The organism is Streptomyces sp. NPDC059003 (assembly GCF_042740445.1).
Taxonomy (GTDB): Bacteria; Actinomycetota; Actinomycetes; order Streptomycetales; family Streptomycetaceae; genus Streptomyces.
Genome location: NZ_JBHYJH010000037.1, coordinates 1 through 26,521, shown reverse-complemented (window position 1 = coordinate 26,521; position 26,521 = coordinate 1). Strand labels below are relative to the sequence as shown.

General features: G+C 72.0%; 24 protein-coding genes and 1 pseudogene. 11 read left to right on the top strand and 14 right to left on the bottom strand.

Annotation, left to right across the window (positions count from 1 at the left end; translation table 11 throughout):
* Positions 1–85 precede the first annotated feature (85 nt).
* From ACFWZ5_RS16235 to ACFWZ5_RS16200, 8 genes and pseudogenes are all read right to left on the bottom strand, one after another.
* Positions 86–529 carry a rhodanese-like domain-containing protein gene (locus ACFWZ5_RS16235; RefSeq protein WP_384791687.1) on the bottom strand — a complete coding sequence of 148 codons (444 nt, stop codon included), beginning with the start codon at positions 527–529 and terminating at the stop codon, positions 86–88.
* Between the two features lie 23 nt (positions 530–552).
* Entirely contained in the window at positions 553–1,101 is a 549-nt protein-coding gene (locus ACFWZ5_RS16230; RefSeq protein ID WP_384791611.1) for a cysteine dioxygenase, read from the bottom strand.
* Positions 1,102–1,174: 73 nt separating this feature from the next.
* Positions 1,175–1,261 carry a putative leader peptide gene (locus tag ACFWZ5_RS16225; protein ID WP_361832679.1) on the bottom strand — a complete coding sequence of 29 codons (87 nt, stop codon included), beginning with the start codon at positions 1,259–1,261 and terminating at the stop codon, positions 1,175–1,177.
* Positions 1,262–1,859: 598 nt separating this feature from the next.
* A pseudogene (locus ACFWZ5_RS16220) lies at positions 1,860–3,452 on the bottom strand (FAD-dependent monooxygenase); the annotation flags it as partial.
* Between the two features lie 192 nt (positions 3,453–3,644).
* Positions 3,645–4,553, bottom strand: coding sequence for an amino acid ABC transporter permease (locus tag ACFWZ5_RS16215; protein WP_384791608.1), 909 nt, complete (start codon positions 4,551–4,553; stop codon positions 3,645–3,647).
* A complete protein-coding gene (locus tag ACFWZ5_RS16210) occupies positions 4,550–5,215 on the bottom strand; it encodes an amino acid ABC transporter permease (RefSeq protein WP_384791605.1) in 666 nt (221 codons plus the stop codon). The genes ACFWZ5_RS16215 and ACFWZ5_RS16210 overlap by 4 nt, the downstream gene beginning before the upstream one ends.
* A gap of 92 nt (positions 5,216–5,307) precedes the next feature.
* Entirely contained in the window at positions 5,308–6,144 is an 837-nt protein-coding gene (locus ACFWZ5_RS16205) for a glutamate ABC transporter substrate-binding protein (RefSeq protein WP_384791602.1), read from the bottom strand.
* A 96-nt stretch (positions 6,145–6,240) separates the two neighbouring features.
* Positions 6,241–7,017, bottom strand: a complete 777-nt coding sequence (locus ACFWZ5_RS16200; protein WP_384791599.1) for an amino acid ABC transporter ATP-binding protein — start codon at positions 7,015–7,017, stop codon at positions 6,241–6,243.
* 375 nt (positions 7,018–7,392) lie between these two features.
* On the opposite strand from ACFWZ5_RS16200, the gene ACFWZ5_RS16195 reads away from it, so the two are divergent.
* Together ACFWZ5_RS16195 and ACFWZ5_RS16190 are read left to right on the top strand one after the other, a co-directional pair.
* On the top strand, positions 7,393–8,082 hold the full coding sequence (locus tag ACFWZ5_RS16195; RefSeq protein ID WP_384791596.1) for a response regulator transcription factor: 690 nt from the start codon (positions 7,393–7,395) through the stop codon (positions 8,080–8,082).
* Between the two features lie 9 nt (positions 8,083–8,091).
* Positions 8,092–9,522 (top strand): sensor histidine kinase, encoded by a 1,431-nt coding sequence (locus ACFWZ5_RS16190; RefSeq protein ID WP_384791594.1) that lies wholly within the window; start codon positions 8,092–8,094, stop codon positions 9,520–9,522.
* A 106-nt stretch (positions 9,523–9,628) separates the two neighbouring features.
* Here the strand turns inward: ACFWZ5_RS16190 and ACFWZ5_RS16185 are convergent, their stop codons facing one another.
* The 3 genes from ACFWZ5_RS16185 to ACFWZ5_RS16175 all read right to left on the bottom strand — a co-directional run bounded on the left by ACFWZ5_RS16185 (position 9,629) and on the right by ACFWZ5_RS16175 (position 12,214).
* The gene (locus ACFWZ5_RS16185) at positions 9,629–10,624 is read right to left on the bottom strand and encodes a TAXI family TRAP transporter solute-binding subunit (RefSeq protein ID WP_384791591.1); all 996 of its coding nucleotides are present in this window, start codon (positions 10,622–10,624) and stop codon (positions 9,629–9,631) included.
* Positions 10,625–10,757: 133 nt separating this feature from the next.
* Complete coding sequence (locus ACFWZ5_RS16180; RefSeq protein WP_384791588.1) at positions 10,758–11,696, bottom strand: aminoglycoside phosphotransferase family protein; 939 nt, start codon at positions 11,694–11,696, stop codon at positions 10,758–10,760.
* A gap of 62 nt (positions 11,697–11,758) precedes the next feature.
* A complete protein-coding gene (locus ACFWZ5_RS16175; protein ID WP_384791585.1) occupies positions 11,759–12,214 on the bottom strand; it encodes a MarR family winged helix-turn-helix transcriptional regulator in 456 nt (151 codons plus the stop codon).
* Between the two features lie 128 nt (positions 12,215–12,342).
* On the opposite strand from ACFWZ5_RS16175, the gene ACFWZ5_RS16170 reads away from it, so the two are divergent.
* Positions 12,343–13,290 carry an MBL fold metallo-hydrolase gene (locus tag ACFWZ5_RS16170; RefSeq protein WP_384791583.1) on the top strand — a complete coding sequence of 316 codons (948 nt, stop codon included), beginning with the start codon at positions 12,343–12,345 and terminating at the stop codon, positions 13,288–13,290.
* 51 nt (positions 13,291–13,341) lie between these two features.
* On the opposite strand, the gene ACFWZ5_RS16165 is transcribed toward ACFWZ5_RS16170, so the two are convergent.
* Complete coding sequence (locus ACFWZ5_RS16165; protein ID WP_384791684.1) at positions 13,342–14,130, bottom strand: SAM-dependent methyltransferase; 789 nt, start codon at positions 14,128–14,130, stop codon at positions 13,342–13,344.
* 357 nt (positions 14,131–14,487) lie between these two features.
* Here ACFWZ5_RS16165 and miaB point away from each other — a divergent pair, with 357 nt between their 5' ends.
* Both miaB and ACFWZ5_RS16155 read left to right on the top strand, forming a co-directional pair.
* The gene (miaB, locus tag ACFWZ5_RS16160; protein ID WP_384791681.1) at positions 14,488–15,996 is read left to right on the top strand and encodes a tRNA (N6-isopentenyl adenosine(37)-C2)-methylthiotransferase MiaB; all 1,509 of its coding nucleotides are present in this window, start codon (positions 14,488–14,490) and stop codon (positions 15,994–15,996) included.
* A gap of 171 nt (positions 15,997–16,167) precedes the next feature.
* Positions 16,168–16,893: a class III extradiol dioxygenase subunit B-like domain-containing protein gene (locus ACFWZ5_RS16155; protein ID WP_384791580.1), complete on the top strand. Its 726-nt coding sequence runs from the start codon at positions 16,168–16,170 to the stop codon at positions 16,891–16,893.
* A gap of 244 nt (positions 16,894–17,137) precedes the next feature.
* Here ACFWZ5_RS16155 and ACFWZ5_RS16150 read toward each other — a convergent pair whose 3' ends face one another.
* The gene (locus ACFWZ5_RS16150; RefSeq protein ID WP_384791577.1) at positions 17,138–17,413 is read right to left on the bottom strand and encodes an antitoxin; all 276 of its coding nucleotides are present in this window, start codon (positions 17,411–17,413) and stop codon (positions 17,138–17,140) included.
* Between the two features lie 35 nt (positions 17,414–17,448).
* Positions 17,449–17,733 (bottom strand): hypothetical protein, encoded by a 285-nt coding sequence (locus tag ACFWZ5_RS16145; RefSeq protein WP_384791574.1) that lies wholly within the window; start codon positions 17,731–17,733, stop codon positions 17,449–17,451.
* Between the two features lie 182 nt (positions 17,734–17,915).
* Between ACFWZ5_RS16145 and miaA the strand changes: the two genes are divergently transcribed.
* The 6 genes from miaA to hflX all read left to right on the top strand — a co-directional run bounded on the left by miaA (position 17,916) and on the right by hflX (position 26,463).
* Complete coding sequence (miaA, locus tag ACFWZ5_RS16140) at positions 17,916–18,854, top strand: tRNA (adenosine(37)-N6)-dimethylallyltransferase MiaA (protein ID WP_384791571.1); 939 nt, start codon at positions 17,916–17,918, stop codon at positions 18,852–18,854.
* Between the two features lie 107 nt (positions 18,855–18,961).
* Complete coding sequence (locus tag ACFWZ5_RS16135) at positions 18,962–19,453, top strand: hypothetical protein (protein WP_384791678.1); 492 nt, start codon at positions 18,962–18,964, stop codon at positions 19,451–19,453.
* Between the two features lie 118 nt (positions 19,454–19,571).
* Entirely contained in the window at positions 19,572–20,465 is an 894-nt protein-coding gene (gene dapF / locus ACFWZ5_RS16130; RefSeq protein WP_384791568.1) for a diaminopimelate epimerase, read from the top strand.
* Positions 20,466–20,854: 389 nt separating this feature from the next.
* A complete protein-coding gene (locus ACFWZ5_RS16125) occupies positions 20,855–23,026 on the top strand; it encodes a RelA/SpoT family protein (RefSeq protein ID WP_384791565.1) in 2,172 nt (723 codons plus the stop codon).
* A gap of 147 nt (positions 23,027–23,173) precedes the next feature.
* Positions 23,174–24,715 (top strand): M1 family metallopeptidase, encoded by a 1,542-nt coding sequence (locus ACFWZ5_RS16120; RefSeq protein WP_384791562.1) that lies wholly within the window; start codon positions 23,174–23,176, stop codon positions 24,713–24,715.
* A 257-nt stretch (positions 24,716–24,972) separates the two neighbouring features.
* A complete protein-coding gene (hflX, locus tag ACFWZ5_RS16115; protein ID WP_384890786.1) occupies positions 24,973–26,463 on the top strand; it encodes a GTPase HflX in 1,491 nt (496 codons plus the stop codon).
* Positions 26,464–26,521: the final 58 nt, after the last annotated feature.

Genomic DNA, 26,521 nt, shown 5'->3' with positions numbered 1-26,521 from the left:
GGAAGGTGAGGGAGGGAAGTGAGTAAGGGGCGTACGCAATGGCAGGCGCCCCTTACATCGGCCTCTACGGAGGGCCGGATCCGTCTCAGCTCCGGCCTTCCGTCACCGGAAGGCCGGCCGCCTTCCACGCCTGGAACCCGCCGACGAGGTCGGTCGCGTACCGCAGTCCCAACTGCTGCAAGGAGACGGCGGCGAGGCTCGACGCGTAGCCCTCGTTGCAGATGACGACGATCTGCAGGTCGTGACTCACGGCCTCCGGGGCGCGGTGGCTTCCCAGTGGGTCGAGACGCCACTCCAGTTCGTTGCGCTCGACGACCAGCGCTCCGGGGATCAGGCCGTCGCGCTCGCGCAGCTCCGCGTACCGGATGTCGACGAGAAGCCCTTCCGACCGTGCGATGTCGTACGCCTCCTGGGGCGTGACCCGGTCAAGGCCGAGCCGCACGCGTCGCAGCAGATCGTCTATGCCCACGGGGGCGTCGGGCACGTCGGGCACGTCGGGCACCTCCAGGGGCACCGGCACGCCCGGCACGTCGTTCAGTTCCAGACCCGCGCTCACTGCCAGTCCTCCGGGCGCTCGACGTGCTCCAGGCGCAGCACGGCACCGGTGCGGCTGTAGCGACGGATCCGGGGCAGCGGTGGATAGTACGCGTGTACGGAGATGGCGTGCTCGGCCGTGGATTCGTTGAGGACTTCGTGGACGTGGTTGCGGCCGAACGCGCGGCCCTGGCCGGTGGCCAACTGTCGTTCGCGGTCGACGCCTTCGGTGAGTTCCAGGGTCTTCCAGCCGTCGGTGGGCAGGCGCGCGGCGAGCGAGTGTTCCTTGAGCGTGCCTGCAGCGGTGGTGAAGGCGCCGACCGACTCGGCGTGGTCGTGCCAGCCGGTGCCGGTGCCCGGGGGCCAGCCGATCAGCCAGGCCTCGCTGCCGTGGGGCCCTTCCAGGCGCACCCAGGTGCGGCCCTCGGGGTCGAGTGGCAGGGAGGCGATGAGGCCGGCGTCGGCGGCGGCGCCGCGTACGAAGGCGAGGAGTTCGGCCGAGGTGGGCGCGTGGCCGGACGCGCGGGAGCCGGCGGGAGAGGCGGAGCTTGAAGCAGGCGCAGACATGCGAGGACCGTCCTGAGAGTTCGCGGAACGGCACGCCGACGAACGGCGCGCGCAAGAAAGGGAGATGGCGAATTCAGCAGGACGGCTGACACACGCAGCCCGCATAGCGGACGAGGTCCATATGGACCCTCCGCCACAAGCGGACAGCGGTGTCGGTCATGGTCCGGAGTAGACCATGACCGGGGAAGTCGGTCAACTCATGCTCATCAGTCGGTCGGCCGCTCTGTCCCGGACGGGCGGGCGCCCTCACCAGGGCCGGATCCACCGCTGGAACCGCCCTGGGAACTGCCGCTGGACGCGCTGCCGGACCCACTGCCGGACCCACTGCTGGAACCGCCGCTGGACGCGCTGCTGGAACCGCTCGTGGATCCGTCGCCGGGCCTGCCGGAGAAGCCGCTTCCGGACGCGGGGCCGAGCGGCCCGCCGGAGCCCGCACCGGGATCGTCGTCGTCGGACACGATGTCGATCTCAAGCGGGGACACGGCCTCGAGCGGGGCCGCGGCGCCCGTGTCGGACCGGGGGACAGCGCTCGATTCCGGCCGGGGGCGGGGGCCGGGGCCCGGCTCCGGCCGGGACGCGGCGCCCGAGTCACGACGGGACTCCCCGTCGACGGCACGCCCGGACGCGGGTCCCTCGCCGCGACGGGACGACTTGGTGCGCGCCTTGCCGCGGGGCGCCCCGCCCCGCTCCGTACGCCCCTTCTCCGCCCCATCCCGCTCCGTACGCTCCGTATCGGCCCGCTCCGCGGCAGCCCGTCGGCTCTCCGCCGCCGCGCGCCGCGCCGCCTCCGCGACCGTGCCGAGCGCCGCCTCCGCGGCCGCGTACAGCTCCGCGGGACGCACCCCGCCCAGCGCGGTGACCAGATGCCCGTCGGGGCGCACCAGAAGCACCGTGTGCGCCGCGGCGCCGGGGTAGCTCTCGGCGACGAGGAGCTCGGCGGGGCACGGCAGCGCGGTGACCGCGGCGGCGAGCCGGGGCATGATCCCTGCCGACACCCAGTGCCGTCGCTCCCATACGACGGTGCCCGGCGCCACGAGGACGACGAGCAGGTGGCCGAGCCCGAGCCGGTCCCGCAGCCGTACGACCGTGCCGTCGGGCGCCGTCACGGGCACGTCGGTGACCGGACCGCCCGGCTCGGTGCCCACCGCCACCGAGGAGTCCGAACTCCCCGGTGTCAGGAGCGAGTCGGCGTACGCCCCCGGCGCACCGAGCTGGCCGCGCCCCACATGGCCGTCCGCGAGCAGCGCGTCGTGCCCGCGCGCGGCGCCGGGTACGTAGGAGCGCAGGCCACCGCCGCCGCGCAGCGCGGGCAGGGACTGGTCGGCGGCGCGCAGGCGCGCGGCGACGGCGGTGCGCCGCTCGGCCTGGTAGGTGTCGAGCAGCCCGTCGTGCGGGCCGTGGTGCCAGGCGAGCGCCAGCTTCCACGCCAGGTTGTCGGCGTCCCGCAGCCCCTCGTCGAGGCCCTGGGTGCCGAGCGCGCCGAGCAGGTGCGCGGCGTCTCCGGCGAGCAGGGCGCGGCCGGACCGCCACCGGCGCGCGAGACGGTGGTGCACGGTGTGGACGCCGGTGTCCAGCAGGTCGTACGCGGGCGTGGCCCCTCCGCACCAGCCCGCCAGCGTCTCCCGGATGCGGGCCACGAGCGCGTCCGGCGTGACCAGGTCACCGCGCGGCGGCAGCAGCCAGTCGATCCGCCACACGCCGCCCGCCAGTGGACGTCCCGTCACTTCGGTGCCGCTGCCGCGCCACGGAGGGCTACGGTGCAACAACGCCTCACCGGGCCACGGAAGTTCCGTCCGCAGGGCGGCGACCGCGTGCCGTTCCACGGCCGTGCGCCCGGGGAAGCGGATGTCGAGCAGCTTGCGCACCGTCGACCGGGGGCCGTCGCAGCCCACCAGGAAGCTGCCGCGCCACCAGGTCTCCTTGGGGCCGCGGGTATGGGCGGTGACTCCGGAGGCGTCCTGTTCAAGGGCGTCGAGCTTGCTCTCGACCGCGACCTTCACCAGACGCTCGTCGGCGATCGCGTCGCGCAGGGCGCTGGTCAGCACGTGCTGCGGGACGTGCAAGGGGGACGGCATGTCGTCACTGAACGTGAGCTGCCGTGTGACCTGCTTGCGGCGCATCGAACGCCAGCCGCTCCAGCGCGCTCCCGTCTCCACGCCTCCGAACGAGACGCCGGCGAGCCGTTCCACGAGCGCCGCCGTGTCCTCCCGCAGCACCACCGTCCGCGCGGGCCGCTGCTCGTCCTTGCCGGGCCCTTCGTCGAGTACGACCGTGGGGACCGAGTGACGCGCGAGAGCCAGGGCGAGCGTGAGGCCGACGGGGCCCGCACCGACGACGATCACCGGGTCCACGGCGGGCGGCCTCCTGCCAGGACTGTCCGCGGGCGCGGGACGTACATACAGGAAATGGCAGTTGAAGCCCGGTGCACGATCACAGAACGTATGCAACCCACTGCTGGTGCTTGCGTCAAGCGACGAAGGCAGTGGCGTGATCGCCACTGCCTTCGTTCTTGCTGATCATCGGGTGAGCGCCCGGCGGTCGGCTCAGGCGACGCCGATGCCGCCTGCGCCGCCGCCCGCGCCCGTCGCGGCCGTTCCCGCCACAGCAGCCGGGTCCACCATGGCGCCGGTGGACTTCTTCCCCCGCCGCAGCCGCCCCTCCAGCCAGGAGGCGAACGACGTGAGGATGAAGTTGATCACGATGTAGATCACCGCGACGACCGTGAAGCTGGCGATGACGTTGGCGCCGTAGTAGCCGCTCATCGTGGAGACGGTCGACAGGAGCTCGGGGAAGGTGAGCATGGCGCCGCCGAGCGCGGTGTCCTTCACGATGACCACGAGCTGGCTGACGATCGCGGGCAGCATCGCCGTGACCGACTGCGGGAGGAGCACGGACCGCATGGTCTGGCCCTTGCGCAGGCCGATCGCCTTGGCCGCCTCGGTCTGCCCCTTGGGCAGGGCGAGGATGCCCGCCCGTACGATCTCCGCGAGCACGGAGGCGTTGTACAGGACCAGACCGGTCACGACCGCGTACATGGGCCGGTCATCGGAGGTGACGTCGCTGTACTTGGCGAAGGCCTCGTTGGCGAACAGCATCAGGATCAGGACGGGGATCGCGCGGAAGAACTCCACGATCGTGCCGGCCACGATGCGCACCGGCAGGTGGTCCGACAGGCGCGCGATGCCGAGGACGGCGCCCAGCGGCAGCGCGATGACCATGGAGTACGCGGCCGCCTTGAGCGTGTTCTCCAGGCCGGGCCAGATGTAGGTCGTCCAGGCCCTGCTGTCGGTGAAGAAGGGTTTCCACTTCTCCCAGTCGAGCTGGCCCTTGTCGGCGAGGGCGTCGTAGACCCACCAGCAGACCAGGCCGAGGGCGATCACGAAGATCACCGAGTAGATGATGTTGCGCTGTTTGGCGCGGGGGCCGGGGGCGTCGTAGAGGACGGAGTTCATCGCTTGACCGCCACCTTCTTGCTGACCCAGCCGAGGATCAGGCCGGTCGGGAGCGTGAGGCAGATGAAGCCGAAGGCGAAGACGGCGGCGACCGCGAGCGTCTGGGCCTCGTTCTCGATCATGCCCTTCATCAGCAGGGCCGCCTCGGAGACACCGATCGCGGCGGCCACGGTGGTGTTCTTGGTGAGCGCGATCAGGACGTTGGCGAGCGGGGCCACCACCGCGCGGAAGGCCTGCGGGAGCACGACGAGGGTGAGGACCTGAGTGAAGCTCAGGCCGATCGCCCGGGCGGCCTCCGCCTGGCCCACCGGCACGGTGTTGATGCCCGAGCGCAGCGCCTCGCAGACGAACGCGGCCGTGTACGCGGTCAGACCGAGCACGGCCATACGGAAGTTGATCGCCTCGATGGTCGACGCGCCCAGCTTGAGGCTCAGCGTCTGGAACAGGCCGAGCGAGGTGAACACGATGATGATGGTCAGCGGAATGTTCCGCACGACGTTGACGTAGACGGCTCCGAAGCCGCGCATCAGGGGCACCGGGCTGACGCGCATCCCCGCCAGCACGGTTCCCCATATCAGGGAGCCGACCGCTGAGAGTCCGGTGAGTTTCACCGTCTCCCAGAAGGCCCCCCACAGGTCATAGCCTTCAAGAAAGTCGAACACGTTCTCCCGCGCTTCCGCGTAGAGGGACAGCTTCCGCGTAGAGGGCGAAGGGGCGCGCCGCCATGGTGAGCGGCACGCCCCTCACGTCCTGCCTACTTGACGATGTCGCCGATCTTCGGGGCGGGCTCGTTCTTGTAGTTGGCCGGGCCGAAGTTGGCCTTCACGGCCTTCTCCCACGACCCGTCCTTGACCATCGCGGTCAGCGCGTCGTTGATCTTCTTCTTGAGGTCGGAGCCCTTCTTGACGCCGATCCCGTAGTTCTCGTTGGTCATCTTGAAGCCGCCGAGCTTGAACTTGCCCTGGAAGTTCTTCTGCGCGGCGTAACCGGCGAGGATCGAGTCGTCGGTGGTGAGCGCGTCGATGACCTTGTTCTCCACGCCGGAGAGGCACTGGGAGTACGCGCCGTAGTTCTGGAGCTGGGCCTTGGGCGCCAGCTTCTCCTTGACGTTCTGCGCCGAAGTCGAACCCGTCACCGAGCAGAGCTTCTTGCTGTTCAGGTCCTTCGGCGACTTGATCGAGCTGTCGTTGGAGCGGATCAGGACGTCCTGGTGGGCGAGCAGGTACGGGCCCGCGAAGTCGACCTTCTCCTCGCGCTCCGGCGTGATCGAGTAGGTCGCCGCGATGAAGTCCACGTCACCGCGCTGGAGCATCGTCTCGCGGTCGGCGCTCTTGGCTTCCTTCCACTCGATGTCGTCCGCCTTGTAGCCGAGCTTCTTCGCCACGTAGGTGGCGACATCGACGTCGAAGCCCTCGTACTTGCCGTCCGGCGTCTTCTGGCCGAGGCCGGGCTGGTCGAACTTGATCCCGATGGTGACCTTGCCGCCCCCGCCGGAGCCCTTGTCGTCCTTGTCGTCACCGCCACAAGCGGTGGCCGTGAGGGAGAGCGCGAGCAGGACGGAGGCTGCCGCGGTGACCTTGCGAACCTTCATGGTGAACATCCTTCGTTTCGGCGGAGGTTGGGGGAGACGCTGCCGGGCGTCATGCGTCGGATGAGGCGTCCCGCGCGCGGGAGCGCGTGCGGCGCGTCAGTGGTGCAGGATCTTCGACAGGAAGTCCTTGGCACGGTCGCTGCGCGGGTTGCTGAAGAACTGGTCCGGTACGGCCTCTTCGACGATCCGGCCGTCCGCCATGAACACGACGCGGTTGGCCGCCGAGCGGGCGAAGCCCATCTCATGGGTGACGACGACCATGGTCATGCCGTCGCGCGCCAGTTGCTGCATGACTTCCAGGACCTCGTTGATCATCTCCGGGTCGAGCGCCGACGTGGGCTCGTCGAAGAGCATCACCTTGGGGCCCATCGCGAGCGCCCGGGCGATCGCCACGCGCTGCTGCTGGCCGCCGGAGAGCTGCGCCGGGTACTTGTCGGCCTGCGAGCCGACACCCACGCGGTCGAGCAGGCCCCGGGCCTTCTCCTCCGCCTCCGCCTTGGCCGTCCTGCGCACCTTGACCTGGCCCAGCATCACGTTCTCGAGCACGGTCTTGTGCGCGAAAAGGTTGAAGGACTGGAAGACCATGCCCACGTCTGCGCGGAGCCGTGCGAGCTCCTTGCCCTCCGCGGGCAGCGGCTTGCCGTCGATGCTGATCGCGCCGGAGTCGATCGTCTCGAGGCGGTTGATCGTGCGGCACAGCGTCGACTTGCCGGACCCGGAGGGTCCGATCACGACGACGACCTCGCCGCGGGCGATGGTCAGGTCGATGTCCTGGAGGACGTGCAGTGCGCCGAAGTGCTTGTTGACGTTCTTCAGCACGACAAGGTCGTCCGCCGCGGGTATCGCGTCCTTGGTCACCGATACTTCGGTCACGGCTTGTTGCTCCATCCTCCTCGGGTTGGGAGGACAGTAGTAACCCGGTGCGACCAGCGTCATTACATCTGAGGGGAAATTGAGCATAACGATCCGGCCGCAACCGGACACTCCGTGTGAACAGGGCGCCCCGCGCGCGTACCGGGTGCATAACGGAACGTGTCCGTGACCCGAAGGGCCTTGACGCGGTCCTTATCCATCGGCGTGGATGCCTTGGTGCGTACGCGCACGCGCGCGGCACACCGTTGGAAACCGCGCGCACGCGCGCGTACGGGGTGCCCAGGAACAGGTGCGCAGCACCGTGCGAGCGGGAACGGAACGATCACGGAACGACCGATGAACCACAGGGGGGCCAATGGGCTGGAGGGGGACCGCATGAGACTGCTGCTCGTCGAGGACGACGACCACGTGGCCGCCGCCCTGTCCGCGGTTCTGGCCCGGCACGGCTTCGCCGTCACCCACGCGCGGAGCGGTGAGGAGGCGCTGCAGGCCCTCCTGCCCTGTGGTGCGGAGCCCTTCGGAGTGGTGCTCCTCGACCTCGGCCTGCCCGACCAGGACGGCTACGAGGTCTGCGGGAAGATCCGCAAGCGCACGTCGACGCCGGTCATCATGGTGACGGCGCGCGCCGACGTACGCTCCCGCATCCACGGCCTCAACCTCGGAGCCGACGACTACGTAGTGAAGCCCTACGACACCGGGGAGCTGATCGCGCGCATTCACGCGGTCATCCGGCGCCCCTCGGCCGACGCCGCCGCGGCGCCCGCGGGGACCGAGCTGCGGCTCGGCGGCGTCCACATCGAACTGCCCACCCGCCAGGTCAGCGTGGGCGGCGTCCCGGTGCAACTGACCCGCAAGGAGTTCGACTTGCTCTCCCTGCTCGCGCAGCGGCCGGGCGTGGTCTTCCGGAGGGAGCAGATCATCAGCGAGGTGTGGCGCACCAGTTGGGAGGGCACGGGCCGCACACTGGAGGTGCACGTGGCGTCCCTGCGCGCGAAGCTGCACATGCCCGCCCTGATCGAGACCGTGCGCGGAGTCGGCTACCGGCTCGTCGCCCCGGCGTCGTAGCGGGCCCAGGTGCGCGCCCGCCTCCTGCCGCTCCTCATCGTCCTGATGGCCGGCGTGCTGCTCGCGCTCGGCTTCCCGCTCGCCGTGAGCGTGGCGTCCGCCCAGCAGCAGAAGGTCGTCGTCGACCGCATCGACGACACCGCGCGGTTCGCGTCTCTCGCGCAGTTCGTCACGAAGCGGCCGTCCGGGTCTCGCGTGCTCGACAAGGACGAGCGCCGCGAGACGCTCCAGAAGGAACTGGACTACTACCACGAGGTGTACGGCATCAGGGCGGGCGTGTTCTTCCGCGACCGGTTCCCCATGGCGCACGCCCCCAGCGGCTGGTTCCTGCCCGCGGAGGGCGAGGAGGTGCGCGACGCCTTCGAAGAGGCCCTGCGCTCCCGCGGCAGCCACGACCCGCCCCAGGTGTGGCCCTGGGAGGAGGACGGGCGCATCGTCGTCGCGTCCCCGGTGATCCGGGACGGCGACGTCGTCGCCGTCGTCGTCACCGACTCGCCCACGGGGCGCATGCGCGCGAAGACGCTGCACGGCTGGCTGCTGATCGGCGCGGGCGAGTCGGCGGCGATGCTCCTCGCCGTCGGCGCCGCGCTGCGCCTGACCGGATGGATCCTGCGCCCCGTGCGCGTCCTGGACGCCACCACCCACGACATCGCCACCGGAAGCCTCGCCTCCCGTGTCGCGCCCGCGGGCGGGCCGCCGGAACTCAGGCGCCTGGCCCGCTCGTTCAACGAGATGGCCGACCACGTCGAGGACGTCCTGGAGCAGCAGCGCGCCTTCGTCGCCGACGCCTCGCACCAACTGCGGAACCCCCTGTCCGCCCTGCTGCTCCGCATCGAGCTCCTCGCCCTCGAACTGCCCGAGGGCAACGAGGAGATCGCCTCCGTGCGCACGGAGGGCAAGCGCCTTGCCCAGGTCCTCGACGACCTCCTCGACCTGGCGCTCGCCGAGCACGGGGGCGCGGACCTCCAGCTCACCGACATCGGGGAGCTGACGGCCGAGCGGGTCGCGTCCTGGCGCCCGCTGGCCGACGAGCGGGGCGTGCGCCTGGAGGGGCAGTGCCCGGCGACGACGGGGTGGGCCGACCCGATCGCCCTCTCCAGTGCCCTGGACGCGGTCATCGACAACGCCCTGAAGTTCACTCCGGAGGGAGAGGGCGTGCGGGTGCGGGTCTGCTCGGCCGACTCGACGACGACGGTCGTGATCACGGACGGCGGCCCGGGCCTCACGGACGAGGAGTTGGCCCGCATCGGCGACCGGTTCTGGCGCAGCAACCGCCACCAGAACGTCAAGGGCTCCGGCCTCGGCCTGTCGATCTCCCGGGCGCTGCTTGCCGCGGGGGGCGGCTCCATCGCGTACGAGCGCCACGAGCCGCACGGCCTGCGGGTGACGGTCGGCGTGCCGCGGCAGGCGCCGGAGGGGCGCGGGGGCGCGAGGAGTTAGCCCGTGCCGGGGCGGTGGGCCGGGCCGATGGGCGGGGCCGGGGGTCGGGGCCCGGGGGTCGGAGAGCCGAGGGGGCAGGAAGCGGTCTGTACGGCCGCGTGAGCGGCTACGGCTTGACCGAGCGGTAGTAGCGCCGCGCGCCCTCGTGGAGCGCGAGCGGGTCCGTGTAGAGCGCCGTACGCAGGTCCACCAGCTGGGCCGCGTGCACGCGCGCGCCGATGTGGTCCCGGCTGTCGATCACGGTCCGGGTGAGGCCCTCGGTCAGCTCGGGATCGGCGCGGTCGGTGGTCACCAGGAGGTTCGCCACCGCCAACGTCGGTACGGACGCGTTCTGCTGGGCCTTGGGGTAGGCGTCGGCGGGCATGACGGCGGCGCGGTAGTAGCGGGACGCGCCCCCCTGCCGGTGCAGGGCGTCCACCAGGTCACCGAGCGGTACGAGACGGATGTCGAAGCTCTCGGACAGCTCGCGCACGGAGCTGGTGGGCAGGCCGCCCGACCAGAAGAACGCGTCGATGTCGCCGCGCTTGAGGAGCTCGGGCGCGGTGTCTATGCCGGCCGGTACCGCCTTCACGTCCTCGTGCAGGTCGAGCCCTGCGGCCGCGATGACGCGGTCCGCGATCAGCCGTACGCCCGAGCGCGGCTGCCCCACGGCGACGCGTTTGGCGCGCAGGTCCCGCGCGGACGCGATGTCGGACGAGCGCCGGACGACGAGCTGTACGTAGTCGTCGTACAGGCGCGCACAGCCCCGCAGCCGGAAGGCTCCCGGCTTGTCGTCGATGCGGTACTTCTCCACGGCGTCGGCGGCCGCGATCGTGAAATCGGCCTTCCCCGTAGCCACCCGCTCGACGTTCTGCTGCGACCCCTGGCTGTTGACCAGCTCGATGTCGACATCCGGCATGTCCTCGTCGGCGGCGCTCCGTAGGAGCTTGCCGTACGTCTCGTAGACGGCGCCCTTCACGCCCGTACTGAACCTCATGTGCCCCTTGGGCGACGACTCGTCCGCCGGGAGCAGCCACCACAGGAGCAGGCCGAACACCACCAGGCCGACCGCCGAGCCCTGGAGGGCCCGGCGCCGACTGATGGGGAGCAGGGCCGTGAACATGGGCGCGATCCTGCCATTGCCCTCACCGTGCTGACCAGGGGTCTCCGCGACGACCGGCGCAGGGTGCCGGCGCACGCGCGCGTGCGTGCGGTCGGCGACCAGGGCCAGTGCGGCGCCGACGTGGCCGCGAGCGTCAGCCCACGCGCGCGTGGTCGGCGATGACCTCCTGGATCACATGCCGCGCGTTGGCGGCCATCACCGGGTTCGTGTCCACGTAGTAGGGCAGCTGGATGAGCGCCATGGACAGGGCCCGGCCGCGCCCGCGCGCCCAGGTGGCGTCGTCAGCCCCGCTCGCGGCGCGGAAGTCGTCGCGTACGGGGGCGGGCAGGAGGTTCCACGCGACGATCAGGTCGCAGGCGGGGTCGCCCACGCCGGCGGTCCCGAAGTCGATGACCGCACTGAGCCGTCCGTCACGGACCAGCAGGTTGCCGGGCATGAGGTCCGCGTGGACCCACACGGGCGGACCGTCCCACACGGGTGCCCGCAGGGCCGCGTCCCAGGCCGCGGCCGCCGCTTCGGTGTCCACGGTGGCGCGGGGGTGCCGCAGGGCGCGCAGCGCGTCGAGCGCCGCGCGCGTCTCGTCGTCCTCCGTCACCATGGGGCCGCCGCGATAGGCGGGCGGCGCGTCGGCGGTGTCGAGGCCGCGCATCGCCGTGACGAACCCCGCCAGGTCCTCGGCGAGCGGCCGCGGTGCGGCGACGGCGCCCTCGACCGGGTTCGCGCCGTCGAGCCAGCGGTGGACGGACCAGGGCCACGCGTAGCCCTCGGCGGGCGCGCCCTGCCCGAGCACCGCGGGGACGGGCACAGGGAGGCGCGGCGCGAGCCACGGCAGCCAGCGGTTCTCCTTGGCCACGTCCTCGACGGACGACGCCCTGCGCGGCAGCCGTACGGCCATGTCGTCGCCGAGCCGGAACACCGCGTTGACGGTCCCCGCCGAGGGGAACGGCTCAAGGGGCAGATCGGCCCACTGCGGGAACTGGGCGGCCAGGAGCCCGCGGACGAGGGGCACGTCGATGTCCGGCTCGTCGGCGTGCATCTTCGTGGGGCGGGGGGACTCGCTCGTGGACGTCATGGGCGCCATCCTGAGCGCGGCGGTGCCGGGGCGAAACCGGTTTTCCTGGCGGGACGCCGCGCCTAGCGGATGACCGCCCGCGCCAGGAGCTCGCGGAGGTCGTCCTGCTCCCGCTCGGAGAGGGGGCTCAGCGGCGACTCCTCGGCGAGCAGGGCGAGCAGGCGCTCGCGCAGTGCGTCGCCCTTCGGTGTGAGGACGAGCTGTTTGGCGCGGCGGTCGCTGGGGTGCGGGCGGCGCTCGACCAGGCCCTGCTCCTCCAGGCGGTCGGAGACGAACGTGGCGTTGGACGGCTCGCAGCTCATCCGCTCCGACAGCTCCCGCAGGGTCATCGGTCCGGCCAGCTCCCGCAGCGCGACCGCCTGCGGCGCGGTCAGGCCGAGGGTGGTCGCGCGGGTGCGCGTGTGCGACTCGATCTGACGGGCCAGGGCGTTCACCAGGCCGCACAGCCGCCATTCGGCCGCTACGGGGCCCTCCTGGGCGTGGTCGGTCGCGTCGTCGTTCCCGCGCATCTTCGCCATGAGGCCCAGCTTACTCAGTGGATCCAACTTGAATGGTTGCAACTCGAATGATTCTAGCTCTAACGTTCTCTTGGGGGTGGCCGGGCGACGGCCGTGCCCACAGGTGAACCGTCTGCCCAGGAGGACCCATGTCGACGTCAGGACCCGTGCCCACGTCCAAGAGCGCCGTGCCCACGTCCGAGAGCGCCGCGCCCACGTCCGAGAGCGCCGCCAGGCTCCGCACGCCCGCCCGCGCCCGCACCATCCGCCTCGGGGACCTGCGGCTCAGCTACGTAGTGGACGGCGTCATAGGCCTCAAGCCGCGCGGCTGGCTGCCCGGGACGACCGACGCCGACTGGGAGCCGTACGAGGACCACCTCGACGAGCGGGGGCACCTCGTGGCGAGCGTCGGCGGGCTGCTCGTCGAGCACGGCGAGCGAACCCTCCTGATCGACGCGGGCTTCGGTCCGCTGTCCGCCCCCGACGACCCGGAGAACCCCAGGATCGGCGCAGGCCGGAGCGGCGCGCTCCTCGACAGCCTCCGTCGGCTGGGCCGCCGCCCGGACACCATCGAGGCGGTCGCATTCACGCACCTGCACGGCGACCACATCGGCTGGGCCTGGCACCCCGCACCGGGCACCGACGAGCCCGCCTTCACGCGGGCCCCCTATCTGATCGCCGAGCCGGAGTGGGAGCAGCGCCACTTGGCCGCCGGGCACGGCGCCACGGAGGAGGTCCTGAACATCCTCGCCCCCAAGGTGCGCACCGTCGCCGACGGGGAGGAGGTCTTTCCGGGCGTCCGCGCCCTCATGACGCCCGGCCACACGGCGGGGCACCTGACCTTCGAGATCATGTCGGGCGGCCGGCGGCTGCTCGCGTTCGGCGACGCGCTGCACACGCCGGTCCAGATCGCCCACCCGGAGTGGTCGGCGGCCGTCGACCACGACCCGGTCCTGGCGGCCGAGCACCGCCGGCGTCTCGTCGACGCACTGACGGAGCCCGGCACCCTCGGCTTCGGCATCCACTTCGCGAACGTGGCGTTCGGACGGGCCGAACGGGACTCCCAGGGGCGCACGGTCTGGGTGCCGCTGCCCTGAGCGCGGCTGCCCTGAGCGTCGCTGCCCCGAGCGCCGGGCGGCGGCCGGCGCTCAGGCCTTGCGCGCCACCCCGGAGTACATGGCCACCTCGTCCGGCAGGTCGCCGTCGTCCGGCTCGGGGCGCCAGCGCGAGCAGGACACCACACCGGGCTCGAGAAGGTCGAGGCCGTCGAAGAAGCGGGCCACCTGGTCCGGGGTGCGCTGGGTGAGCTTCGGGGTGCCGTGCTCGTTCCAGAAGGCCACCGCCGCGTCGACGTCCGGCATCGCCGGGCTGGTGATGGTGTGCGAGAGGGCCAGGTAGCTTCCGGAGGGCAGGGCATCCATGAGGCGGCGTACGAGACCGTAGGCCTCCGCGTCGTCCTCCACGAAGATCACGACGCCCAGGAGCATCAGGGCGACGGGGCGGCTCAGGTCCAGGGTCCGTGCCGCGTGCTTCAGGACGCTGTCTACGTCCCGCATGTCGGCGTCCAGGTAGTCGGTGCGCCCCTCGGGCGAGCTCGTCAGCAGGGCACGCGCGTGGGTGAGGACCAGCGGATCGTTGTCCACGTAGACGATGCGTGACTCCGGAGCGATCCGCTGGGCCACCTCATGGGTGTTGTCCGCGGTGGGCAGGCCGGTGCCGATGTCGAGGAACTGCCGCACCCCCTGGTCGGCCACCAGGTGACGCACGGCACGGCCGAGGAACAGGCGGTCCGCGCGCGCGTAGTCACCGATTCCCGGGTGCAGCTCCCGGATGCGGTCGCCCGTCTCGCGGTCGACGTCGTAGTTGTCCTTGCCGCCGAGCCAGTAGTTCCAGATCCGGGCCGTGTGCGGCTGCGCGGTGTTGATCCTGCTCCGCACGGTGTCGGCCGCCTCCTGGGGGGACGGGTCCTGGGATTCCTGCGGGGAGGGGCTCTCGGCCACGTGATCGCCTCCTGGTGCGCCGGACGGGGCCGACGGGTGGTGCCGGTGAACTGCCAACGGGCAATCTAGCCGGGCAAGTTGCGGGGACTGCGCCCGCCCATGCTCTCGCAACCCCGAGATCGTTGCGGGCGAAGTGGCAGGACAGCGCGGACCGCCCTCGGAGCGGCGTCCGGAAAGCGGCCCTGGAGGCGGTCCGGCAGACGGTTCGACAGGCGGTCCGACAGGCGGTCCGGCAAGCGGTCCGTACGGCGTACTGATCCAAGCCCTTACCCTGGACGGGTGAGTGGTGACGACGTGGCTGGTGGAGCAGTGGACGGATTGAAGACCTATGAGGTGCGCACCTACGGGTGCCAGATGAACGTCCACGACTCCGAGCGGCTTTCCGGCCTCCTGGAGGGTGCCGGTTACGTGCGCGCGCCCGAGGGCTCCGACGGCGACGCGGACGTGGTCGTCTTCAACACCTGCGCGGTGCGTGAGAACGCCGACAACCGCCTGTACGGCAACCTCGGCCGCCTCGCGCCGAGGAAGGCGTCCCGCCCGGGCATGCAGATCGCCGTCGGCGGCTGCCTGGCGCAGAAGGACCGCGACACCATCGTCAAGAAGGCGCCCTGGGTCGACGTCGTCTTCGGCACGCACAACATCGGCAAGCTGCCCGTCCTCCTGGAGCGCGCCCGCGTCCAGGAGGAGGCGCAGATCGAGATCGCCGAGTCCCTGGAGGCCTTCCCCTCGACGCTGCCCACGCGCCGTGAGAGCGCGTACGCGGCGTGGGTGTCGATCTCCGTCGGCTGCAACAACACCTGCACCTTCTGCATCGTCCCCGCCCTGCGCGGCAAGGAGAAGGACCGCAGGACGGGCGACATCCTGGCCGAGATCGAGGCGCTCGTCTCCGAGGGCGTCTCCGAGATCACCCTCCTCGGGCAGAACGTCAACGCGTACGGATCCGACATCGGCGACCGGGAGGCCTTCAGCAAGCTCCTGCGCGCCTGCGGGCGGATCGAAGGCCTGGAGCGCGTCCGCTTCACCTCGCCGCACCCGCGCGACTTCACGGACGACGTGATCGCCGCGATGGCTGAGACGCCGAACGTGATGCCGCAGCTGCACATGCCGCTGCAGTCCGGCTCCGACCCCGTCCTCAAGGCGATGCGCCGCTCCTACCGCCAGGAGCGCTACCTGGGGATCATCGAGAAGGTCCGCGCCGCCATCCCGCACGCGGCCATCACCACCGACATCATCGTGGGCTTCCCCGGGGAGACCGAGGAGGACTTCGAGCAGACCCTGCACGTGGTCCGCGAGGCCCGCTTCGCGCAGGCCTTCACCTTCCAGTACTCCAAGCGGCCCGGCACGCCCGCGGCCGAGATGGACGGCCAGATCCCCAAGGAGGTCGTGCAGGCGCGCTACGAGCGCCTGGTGGCCCTCCAGGAGGAGATCTCCTGGGAGGAGAACAAGAAGCAGGTCGGCCGCACCCTGGAGCTGATGGTCGCCGAGGGCGAGGGCCGCAAGGACGGCGCCACGCACCGCCTCTCCGGCCGCGCCCCCGACAACCGCCTGGTGCACTTCACCAAGCCGGACACCGAGGTCCGCCCCGGTGACGTGGTGACGGTCGAGGTCACGTACGCGGCGCCGCACCACCTGCTCGCCGAAGGCGCGGTGCTCGACGTCCGGCGCACGCGCGCGGGCGACGCCTGGGAGAAGCGCAACGCCGCCGAGACCGCGAAGCCGGCCGGGGTCCTGCTCGGCCTGCCCACGGTGGGCGTGCCCGAGCCCCTCCCGGTGGCGTCGGGCGGCGGGTGCAGCCTCGACTGAGCCACCGCCCTCGCGGGTGCCGTACGGACGCGTTCCTCGTGCCCTGTGGCGCCCGCTGAGCCGCCTGTGAGGCCTCCATCCTCGCCCACGAGGCTTGCGCCCTCGCCTGTGAGGCCTACGCCCCGCTGACCGTGCGACGCGCTGTCAGCGGGGCGCGTTACGCTGCGGATCATGCTTGTCGCCGCAGCCGTCTGCCCCTGTCCGCCCCTGCTCGTGCCCGAGGTCGCCGCGGGTGCGGCACCGGAGCTGGACGCCGCACGCGCGGCGTGCACGGACGCGATCGGCGTGCTCGCGGCCTCCCGGCCCGACCGGCTCGTCGTCGTCGGCCCCGCCGACCAGAGCGGCCGCGGGCCGCATCCGCAGGGCGCGCGCGGGACGTTCCGCGGCTTCGGCGTGGATCTCGACGTCCGCCTGGGCGCCGTGCCGCCCGACCGGGACGGAGCGGCACCGGAGCGTGAGCTTCCGGCGTCCCTGGCCGTCGCGGGGTGGCTGCTCGGGCGCACGGAGTGGTCGGCCGCCCCCGTCGAAGGCCTCGGTGTGGGGGAGCCCCTCGCGGCCGAGCGGTGCATCCAGGTCGGGGGAGAGATCGCCGCGCGGGCCGACCGGGTGGCGCTGCTGGTCCTCGGCGACGCCAGCGCGTGCCGCACGCTGAAGGCGCCGGGCTATCTCGACGAGCGGGCGGCCGGTTTCGACGCGGAGGTGGCGCGTGCGCTGGCCGCGGCGGACGTGGCGGCACTGAAGGCGCTGGACGCGGACCTCGCGTACGAGCTGAAGGCGGCGGGCCGCGCGCCCTGGCAGGTGCTCGCGGGCGCGGCCGACGGCGCGGGCCTGAGCGGACAGCTCCTCTTCGACGACGCGCCCTACGGAGTGGGCTATCTGGTGGCCGCCTGGTCCTAGGGGTGCACCTGGGGGCCTAGGAACGATCCCGGGGGCCCTGGCGCGATCCCGGAGTCCCTGGGTGTGGTCCCGGAACCCCTGGGCGCGATCCCAGGGGGAGCGCCTCGCGGCAGTCCCCCTGGTGCGGTTCCCGCACGGCGTGCGGGCGAGGGAGGCAGGTGTCTCCACGCACGCCGACGGCCGTGAAGCCAGAGGTGCTTCACGGCCGTCCGCCGGTGTTGTGCGGTGTCGTGCGGGATGCCGTTCAGGACGCCGACGGCGGTGTCGGCGACGACGGGGGAGTGGTGTCGCCGCCCGTGTCCTTGCCGCCGTCCGTCCCGGCGAGGCGACCCAGGGCGTCCTTCGCCTTGTCCGTCCCCGTCTGGATCTTGTCGCTGTACTTGCCCTTGGTCTTGCTGTCGACCACGTTCGCGGCCTTCTCCAGGCCTTGGTCGATCTTGTCCCCGTGCTGCTGCGCGAGGCCCGAGACCTTGTCCTTGGCGGGGGCGAGCTTGGCCTTCAGCTGCTCCAGGAAGCCCATCGGTTCACCTTCCCTCACTGCCCCTCACTGGGGAGTCACTTGCGGGCGCCCTCACCGGCCTCGTTGTCGGCCGCCTCCTGAGCGGACTGCTGCTTGGGGATGTCCACGCTCTCCTTGGCAGCCGCCTCGGCGGTCTCCGCCTTCTCGTCCTCGGTGTCACCCGTGGCCTCGGCGTCGGCCTCGTCCTTGGCGGCGGCCTCGGTCTCGGAGGAGTCCTCGGCCCCCTCCGGCTCCGCCGTGAGGGTGGCTGCCGCCGCCTCGGTGCTCGACGCCTCTTCCGTGTCCTTGGACTTCCGGCGGAACCGTGAAAAAACACCCATACCTACTCCATACGTTACTCGTGTGGGCGAAATCCCGCGCCGCCCGGTGCGTCCGATTGCGTCGCCCGGGTCACCGGTCCTCGAAACCGGCGGTCGGAACCTCGCAACAGGCAACGACCCCGGAGCCGCCCCGTCACGTAGCTCGTTCGGGCAGTCGCCGCGCCATTTGCGAGACTGGGGCGGTGAGTAGTGCAGCCCCCGCCCCGCGGGTCATCGCCGTCGTCGGACCGACCGCCGCCGGAAAGTCCGATCTGGGTGTCTTCCTTGCGCAGCGCCTCGGCGGCGAAGTCGTCAACGCCGACTCCATGCAGCTGTATCGAGGGATGGACATCGGAACCGCCAAGCTGACGCCCGCCGAGCGCGCAGGCGTCCCGCACCACCTCCTCGACATCTGGGACGTCACGGAGGCGGCGAGCGTCGCCGAGTACCAGAAGCTCGCCCGTACGGAGATCGACCGGCTGCTCGCCGAGGGGCGCTGGCCGATCCTGGTCGGCGGCTCCGGGCTGTACGTCAGGGGGGCGGTCGACCACCTCGAGTTCCCGGGCACCGACCCCGCCGTACGCGCCCGCCTGGAGGAGGAGCTCGCGCTGCACGGCCCCGCAGTGCTGCACGCCCGGCTCGCCGCCGCCGACCCGGGCGCGGCCGAGGCGATCCTGCCGAGCAACGGCCGCCGGATCGTGCGCGCCCTCGAGGTCATCGAGATCACCGGTAAGCCCTTCACCGCCAACCTTCCCGGGCACGAGTCCGTGTACGACACCGTGCAGATCGGCGTCGACGTGGCCCGGCCGGAGCTGGACGAGCGCATCGCCACGCGCGTGGACCGCATGTGGGAGGCGGGCCTCGTCGACGAGGTGCGCACCCTGGAGGCGCAGGGGTTGCGCGAGGGGCGCACGGCATCGCGCGCGCTCGGCTACCAGCAGGTGCTCGCGGCGCTCGCCGGGGAGTGCAGCGAGGACGAGGCGCGCACCGAGACCGTGCGGGCCACCAAGCGCTTCGCGCGCCGCCAGGACTCCTGGTTTCGCCGGGATCCGCGGGTGCACTGGCTCAGTGGCGCGGTCGCCGACCGGCGGGAACTCCCCGGGCGCGCACTGGCGTTGGTCGAACGAGCGGTCACAGCCTGATCACGTGATGGCATCGGGACGCTCCGCCGGTCATCGTGGCACCTGACGCCGTGCCATCATCGACCATCGATCGACCAGTGGAGTCCGAAGTGGGAGGGCGCGTGGCGATGGAGGCCGGCCCTCGAGACACCGCACATGACGGCGAGCGGCACACCGCTCGGGACGGAGCACGGCTCAGCGCGGACGGCCCGGGCAGCCCGGAGGCGACCGCGAGCGGCGTGACCGACGACGGTCCCACCGAAGCGGAGCTGGCGGCCGAGCCCGAGGTCGAGGTCGAGCTGCGGCCCCAGCGCAGGCTGCGCATCTGGCAGCTCGCGCCCATCGTGATCCTCGCCGCCATCGGCTCCCTGATGTTCGCCTTCCCGCTGGCCTTCGAGTTCGGCGACGGCGGTGCCGTCGTCGCCATGCTCGGCCTGCTCATCAGCTCCTGCGCCGCGGGCTGGGGCATGATGGCCGCCCGCCGCGTCGGCTACACCTGGCCCGGCCTTCCGGAGCGGGGCTCGGGGCGGCGCCCGGACTGGCGGGTCGTGTCCGCGTACACCCTGGTCGTGGCGGTCGCCACGGTCCTCGCGGTGTGGCGGGTGGCCCGGCTCCGCTGAACGGAAGCGGCCGGTCCGAGCTGAGCCGAAGTGGCCCGGCGCTGAGCGGAAGCCGGTGGTCCGGGGCTGTGGGGCACCGGCAGGGCCGGGTGTCGTACCCACCCCGTACGATCGAGGAATGAGCACGCGGATCGCCTTCCTCAAGGGGCACGGGACCGAGAACGACTTCGTGATCGTCCCCGACGCCGACAACGCCATCGAGCTGTCCCCGGCAGCCGTCGCCGCCCTGTGCGACCGCCGCGCGGGCATCGGCGGCGACGGTCTGCTGCACGTCGTGCGCTCGGCCGCCCACCCGGAGGCGCGGCACCTGGCCGCCGAGGCCGAGTGGTTCATGGACTACCGCAACGGCGACGGCTCGATCGTCGAGATGTGCGGCAACGGCGTGCGCGTGTTCGCCCGCTACCTGCAGCGCGCCGGACTCGTCGGCGAAGGCGACCTGGCCGTGGCCACCCGCGGCGGCGTCAAGCGCGTGCACATCGCCAAGCCCGCCGCGCCCGGCGGTGCCGAGGACGGCGACATCACCGTCGGCATGGGCAGGGCGGTGCTCCCCGAAGGCGACGTCACGGTCTCCGTGGCCGACCGCCAGTGGCCCGCCCGCAACGTGAACATGGGCAACCCGCACGCCGTCGCCTTCGTGGACGACCTGGCCCACGCGGGCACCCTGTACGAGCCGCCGCCGTTCAGCCCGGCCGCCGCGTACCCGGACGGGGTGAACGTGGAGTTCGTCGTCGACCGCGGCCCCCGCCACGTCGCCCTGCGCGTGCACGAGCGCGGCGTGGGCGAGACCCGCTCGTGCGGCACGGGCGCGTGCGCCGTGGCCGTCGCGACGGCCCGCAGGGACGGCCTGGACCCGACCGTGACCGGCGCCCCGGTCACGTACACCGTCGACGTGCCCGGCGGCCGCCTGACGATCACCGAGCGGCCGGACGGCGAGATCGAGATGACGGGCCCCGCCGTGATCGTCGCCGAGGGCGAGATCGACGGGGAGTGGCTGGCGTCGGTGGCGGGCTGACCCCCGGTCCGTGGAGATGCGCGCCCCCGTTACGCCTCCCGCGCAGAGCCCTACATCCCTACGGGGCAGTACGCCACTGCGCTGCAGTAAGCCCTTGCCGTGCGGTACGTCTGCGCCACCCGCCCGCCCTCCAGGTGGGGGAGCCGGGAGCGCCCCGACGGGAGTCCATCCGGTCATGAAAGAGCCCCGAAGAGTCGAATCGGCGCTCGCATCAGTCGAATCATCAGTCGAAACAGCGCTCCACAGAACTGTCGCTCGAATGGGTGATCCGTTTCACGCTCGGCGAGAGCGGGTCAGCGCCGCGTGATGGGCTCGGTAGCATCAAGCACCGGCCCGGACGGAGCAGGCTGCCGTCCGCCCACCGCCGGTCGGAGCTGCCGGAGGTGCCCATGAGTGCGGAGGCGACGAATCCCGCGACGCCCGGCCCCGCGACGCCCCCGGGCTCGAAGAAGCGCGCCCGCCCCCGGCTCGACCTGCGCAGACTGGGTCGCGCCGCCCTCCTCGGCCCCGCCGCGCGAGGCCGCATCCCGGACGCCATCGGCCACGTCGCCGAGGCCCACCGCAGCCACCACCCGGACGCCGACCTCGAACCCCTGCGCCGCGCCTACGTCCTCGCGGAGTCCTCGCACCGCGGCCAGATGCGCAAGAGCGGCGAGCCCTACATCACCCACCCGCTCGCCGTCACGCTGATCCTGGCCCAACTGGGCGCGGAGACCACCACGTTGACCGCGTCGCTGCTCCACGACACGGTCGAGGACACCGACGTGACGCTCGAACAGGTCCGCGCGGAGTTCGGCGACGACGTCTGCTACCTGGTCGACGGCGTCACCAAGCTGGAAAAGGTCGACTACGGAGCCGCGGCCGAGCCGGAGACCTTCCGCAAGATGCTGGTGGCCACCGGCAACGACGTACGCGTCATGTCGATCAAACTCGCCGACCGGCTGCACAACATGCGCACGCTCGGCGTCATGCGCCCCGAGAAGCAGGCCCGGATCGCCAAGGTCACCCGTGACGTGCTCATTCCGCTGGCCGAGCGGCTCGGCGTGCAGGCGCTGAAGACCGAGCTCGAGGACCTCGTCTTCGCCATCCTCCACCCCGAGGAGTACGCCGAGGTCAAGGCGCTGATCGCGGCGAAGGACGCGAGCGGCTCCGAACCGCTCACGGACATCGCCGAAGAGGTGCGCGGCGTGCTGCGTGAGGCGGGCATCGCGGCCGAAGTCCTCATCCGGCCCCGGCACTTCCTCTCCGTGCACCGGGTGCACCGCAAACGCGGCTCGCTGCGCCCGTCCGACTTCGGGCGCCTCCTGGTGCTCGTCACCGACGACGCCGACTGCTACGGGGTGCTCGGCGAACTGCACACGTGCTTCACACCGGTCGTCTCGGAGTTCAAGGACTTCATCGCCGTACCGAAGTTCAACCTCTACCAGTCGCTGCACACGGCCGTGGCCCGCGGCGACGGCGAGGTCGCCGAAGTCCTCATCCGCACCCACAAGATGCACCGGGTCGCCGAGGCGGGCGTCGTCGCCCTGCGCAACCCCTACACGCCGCCCACGGACGAGCACTCGCCCATGGAGGAGCAGCCGGCGCAGGAGCAGCCTGCCGACGGCGAGCGCGCCGACCCCACCCGTCCCGGCTGGCTCTCCCGCCTCCTCGAGTGGCAGCAGGCCGCGCCGGACCCCGACACCTTCTGGTCCACGCTCCGCGAGGACCTCGCCCAGGACCGGGAGATCGCCGTCTTCCGCCCCGACGGCGGCGTCCTCGGCCTGCCCGCGGGCGCCAGCTGCGTCGACGCCGCCTACGCCCAGTACGGCGAGGATGCCCACGCCTGCATCGGGGCGCGCGTCAACGGCCGCCTGGCGACGCTCAGCACGGTCCTGCGGGACGGCGACACCGTGCAGCTGCTGATGGGCCAGGACCCCGCCTCCGGGCCCTCACGCGAGTGGCTCGACCACGCCCGTACGCCCGCCGCGCGGATCGCCATCCGGCGCTGGCTCGCGTCCCACCCGGTGTCCACCCCCGGACCGGCGGCGGGGGCGGGGCCCGCCCCGGCGACGGTGCCCGCGGCCGCACCCCGGCCCCAGGTGTCCGCGGCCCTGCGACCGGCGGCCGCGAACGCCGTAGTGGACCGCGAAGGGGCCTCCGTGCGGCTCGCGGGCTGCTGTACGCCCGTCCCGCCCGACGAGGTCACCGGCTTCGCCGTGCGCGGTGGCGTCGTCACCGTGCACCGGGTCGGCTGCCCCGCCGTGGCGCGCATGAAGGACGTGGGGCGCCCGGAGGTCGGCGTGCGCTGGGGGGACAGCGCGGAGTGCCGGGTCACACTGATCGCCGAGTCGTTCGGCAGACCGCATCTGCTGGCCGACCTCACCGAAGCCATCGCCATGGAAGGCGCGGCGATCATCTCGGCGACCGTGGAACCCCCGAGCGAGCAGCGCGTCCGTCACACCTACACGCTCCAACTGCCCGACGCCGCACACCTCCCCGGCCTCATGCGTGCGATGCGCAACGTGGCAGGGGTGTATGACGTGAGCCGCGCCCAGCACCGGGCGGCGGCGACACCGTAGGGAGCCGTCACCGTAGGGCGGCGGTGAAGACTGGGCCCTACGTAGAGGGCGGATTCCTCCTCCGTTCTCTCGTCCGTACGCAGCTCGTTCGGGTGGACCCGCGCGTCCCGTCACTGTGCGGAAGGCACGCGCTGATAGCGGTAGTTCATGCTGCTCACCCCTCGCACCCGTGCGTCGCGCCCGAACGCCGCCCCCCGCGCCCAGGCGCCGCGCCCGAAGGCCGTCCGCGTGGCGGTCGCCCTGCTCGCCACCGTCACCTCCGCCGCCCTGCTCGCCGCCGGCGCCCCGCAGCCGGCCACCCCGCTCGGCATCGGTGACCGGCTCTTCCCGCACCTGGGCAACCCCGGGTACGACGTGCTGGCGTACGACATCGCCTTCACCTACCGCGGCAACAACAGCAAGCCGCTCGACGCCGTCACGAAGATCGACGCCCGGGCGACGGACTCCCTGGAGCGCGTCAACCTGGACTTCGCGCACGGCACCGTCCGCTCCGTCGACGTCAACGGCGCGCCCGCGTCCTTCGCCACCGCGGGCGAGGACCTGGTCATCACGCCGCACGCGCGCGTGGAGCGCGGACAGCACCTGCGGATCACCGTCCGGCACACCAGTGACCCGGTGGCGGGCACGGAGGAGGGCGGCTGGCTCCGCACCGACGACGGGCTCGCCATGGCCAACCAGGCCGACGCCGCGCACCGCGTGTTCCCGTGCAACGACCACCCCGCGGACAAGGCGCGGTTCACGTTCCGCGTCACCGTGCCCAAGAAGCTCACCGCCGTGGCCAACGGCCTCCCCGTGGCCAGGACCCGGGCCGGTGCCGTCACCACGTGGGAGTACCGCACGCACCACCCCATGGCGACCGAACTGGCCCAGGTGTCCATCGGCCGCTCCACCGTGCTGCACCGCACCGGCCCGCACGGCCTCCCCGTGCGCGACGTCGTCCCGACCAAGGACCGCACGAAGCTGGAGCGCTGGCTCGCCAAGACGCCGGGGCAGCTGGAGTGGATGGAGAGCAAGGTCGGCCGCTACCCCTTCGAGACCTACGGGGTGCTCATCGCCGACGCGCGCACCGGGTTCGAGCTGGAGACGCAGACGCTCTCGCTCTTCGAGAAGGAGCTGTTCACCAGGCCGGAGTTCCCGGAGTGGTACGTCGACGCCATCATGGTGCACGAACTGGCGCACCAGTGGTTCGGTGACAGCGTGAGCCCGCGCACCTGGTCGGACCTGTGGCTGAACGAAGGGCACGCCACGTGGTACGAGGCCCTCTACGCGCAGGAGAAGGCGGGCAAGACCCTCAAGGCACGCATGCGGAACGCCTACCAGCACTCGGACCGCTGGCGTGCGGCCGGGGGGCCGCCCGCCGCACCCAAGGCACCCGCGCCGGGCGAGAAGATCAGCCTCTTCAGGCCCATCGTGTACGACGGCAGCGCGCTGGTGCTCTACGCGCTGCGCCAGGAGATCGGGCAGCGCGCCTTCGACCGGCTTGAGCGGACCTGGGTGCTCCGCCACCGCGACGGGACCGCGACGACCGCCGACTTCACGCGCCTCGCCGAGCAGGTCTCAGGCCGTGACCTGAGCGGCTTCTTCGACGCCTGGCTGTACGGCAGCACGACGCCGCCGATGCCGGGGCACCCGGACTGGAAGGCGGCCGCGCCGGGGGCGAGGCAGCCGGGGGCGCGGGGCGGCGAATAACCCAGGTGACGAGACGGGCCGTCCCGTGCAACCATCGTCAGGTCGGCGGCGCGGCCCGTCCGGGAGATCCCCTCGGGGAGATCTCAGGGTCGACCCCGGCCGGTCCGGGGAATCCCGGGGCGGTCGTGCGCGTTGTCGAAGGTGACGGGTGGCGCCGTCGCGCACCGGCGGCGCCGCGTCGCGCACCGGGTGCGACAGGGGCGGCAGACGTCCGTGACGTGCTCCCGTATCGGATTCCCATCGACGTAAAGGACCCAATGACCTCCTCTTCTTCCTTTTCCCAGGACGCACAGAGCTTCGCGCAGAACCACCCCGAAGGTCTTCGGGCCGATGCCCTGATGGAAGAGGACGTCGCCTGGAGCCACGAGATCGACGGAGCGCGGGACGGCGACCAGCTCGACCGTGCCGAGCGCGCGGCCCTGCGCCGCGTCGCGGGCCTCTCCACCGAGCTCGAGGACGTCACCGAAGTCGAGTACCGACAGCTCCGCCTGGAGCGCGTGGTCCTCGTCGGTGTCTGGACCTCCGGAACGGTTCAGGACGCGGAGAACTCCCTCGCCGAGCTGGCCGCCCTCGCGGAGACCGCGGGCGCGCTTGTGCTCGACGGCGTCGTCCAGCGCCGCGACAAGCCGGACCCGGCGACGTACATCGGATCCGGCAAGGCCCTGGAGCTGCGCGACATCGTGCTCGAGACGGGCGCCGACACGGTCGTGTGCGACGGTGAGCTCAGCCCCGGACAGCTGATCCACCTCGAAGACGTCGTCAAGGTCAAGGTGATCGACAGGACCGCCCTGATCCTCGACATCTTCGCCCAGCACGCCAAGTCCCGAGAGGGCAAGGCGCAGGTCGCCCTCGCGCAGATGCAGTACATGCTGCCGAGGCTGCGCGGCTGGGGTCAGTCGCTGTCCCGGCAGATGGGCGGCGGCAAGGGCGGCGGGCTCGCCACCCGTGGCCCCGGTGAGACCAAGATCGAGACGGACCGGCGGCGGATCCGCGAGAAGATGGCGAAGATGCGCCGGGAGATCGCGGAGATGAAGACCGGCCGCGAGATCAAGCGCCAGGAGCGCAAGCGCAACAAGGTCCCGTCGGTCGCCATCGCGGGGTACACGAACGCGGGCAAGTCCTCGCTGCTCAACCGCCTCACGGGCGCGGGCGTCCTGGTCGAGAACGCGCTGTTCGCGACCCTCGACCCGACCGTGCGCCGGGCCGAGACCCCGAGCGGACGGCTGTACACGCTCGCCGACACGGTCGGTTTCGTACGGCACCTGCCGCACCACCTCGTCGAGGCGTTCCGCTCCACGATGGAGGAGGTCGGCGAGTCCGACCTGATCCTGCACGTGGTGGACGGCGCGCACCCCTCGCCCGAGGAGCAGCTCGCCGCCGTGCGCGAGGTGATCCGTGACGTGGGCGCCACGGACGTGCCGGAGATCGTGGTGATCAACAAGGCGGACGCGGCCGACCCGCTGGTCGTCCAGCGGCTGCTGCGCACGCAGAAGCACGCGATCGCGGTGTCCGCCCGTACGGGTGCGGGCATCGAGGAGCTCCTCGCGCTCATCGACGCCGAGCTGCCGCGGCCCGAGGTCGAGATCGAGGCCCTCGTGCCGTACACGCACGGCAAGCTCGTGGCCCGCACCCACGCCGACGGCGAGGTGCTCTCCGAGGAGCACACCGCCGAGGGCACGCTGCTCAAGGCGCGGGTGCACGAGGAACTGGCGGCGGAGCTGGCACCGTTCGTGCCGGCGACGCGCTGAGGTCCACGCCCGGCCGCGCAGCACGCACACGGCGGAGGCCCCGCCCCCTGCTCAGGGG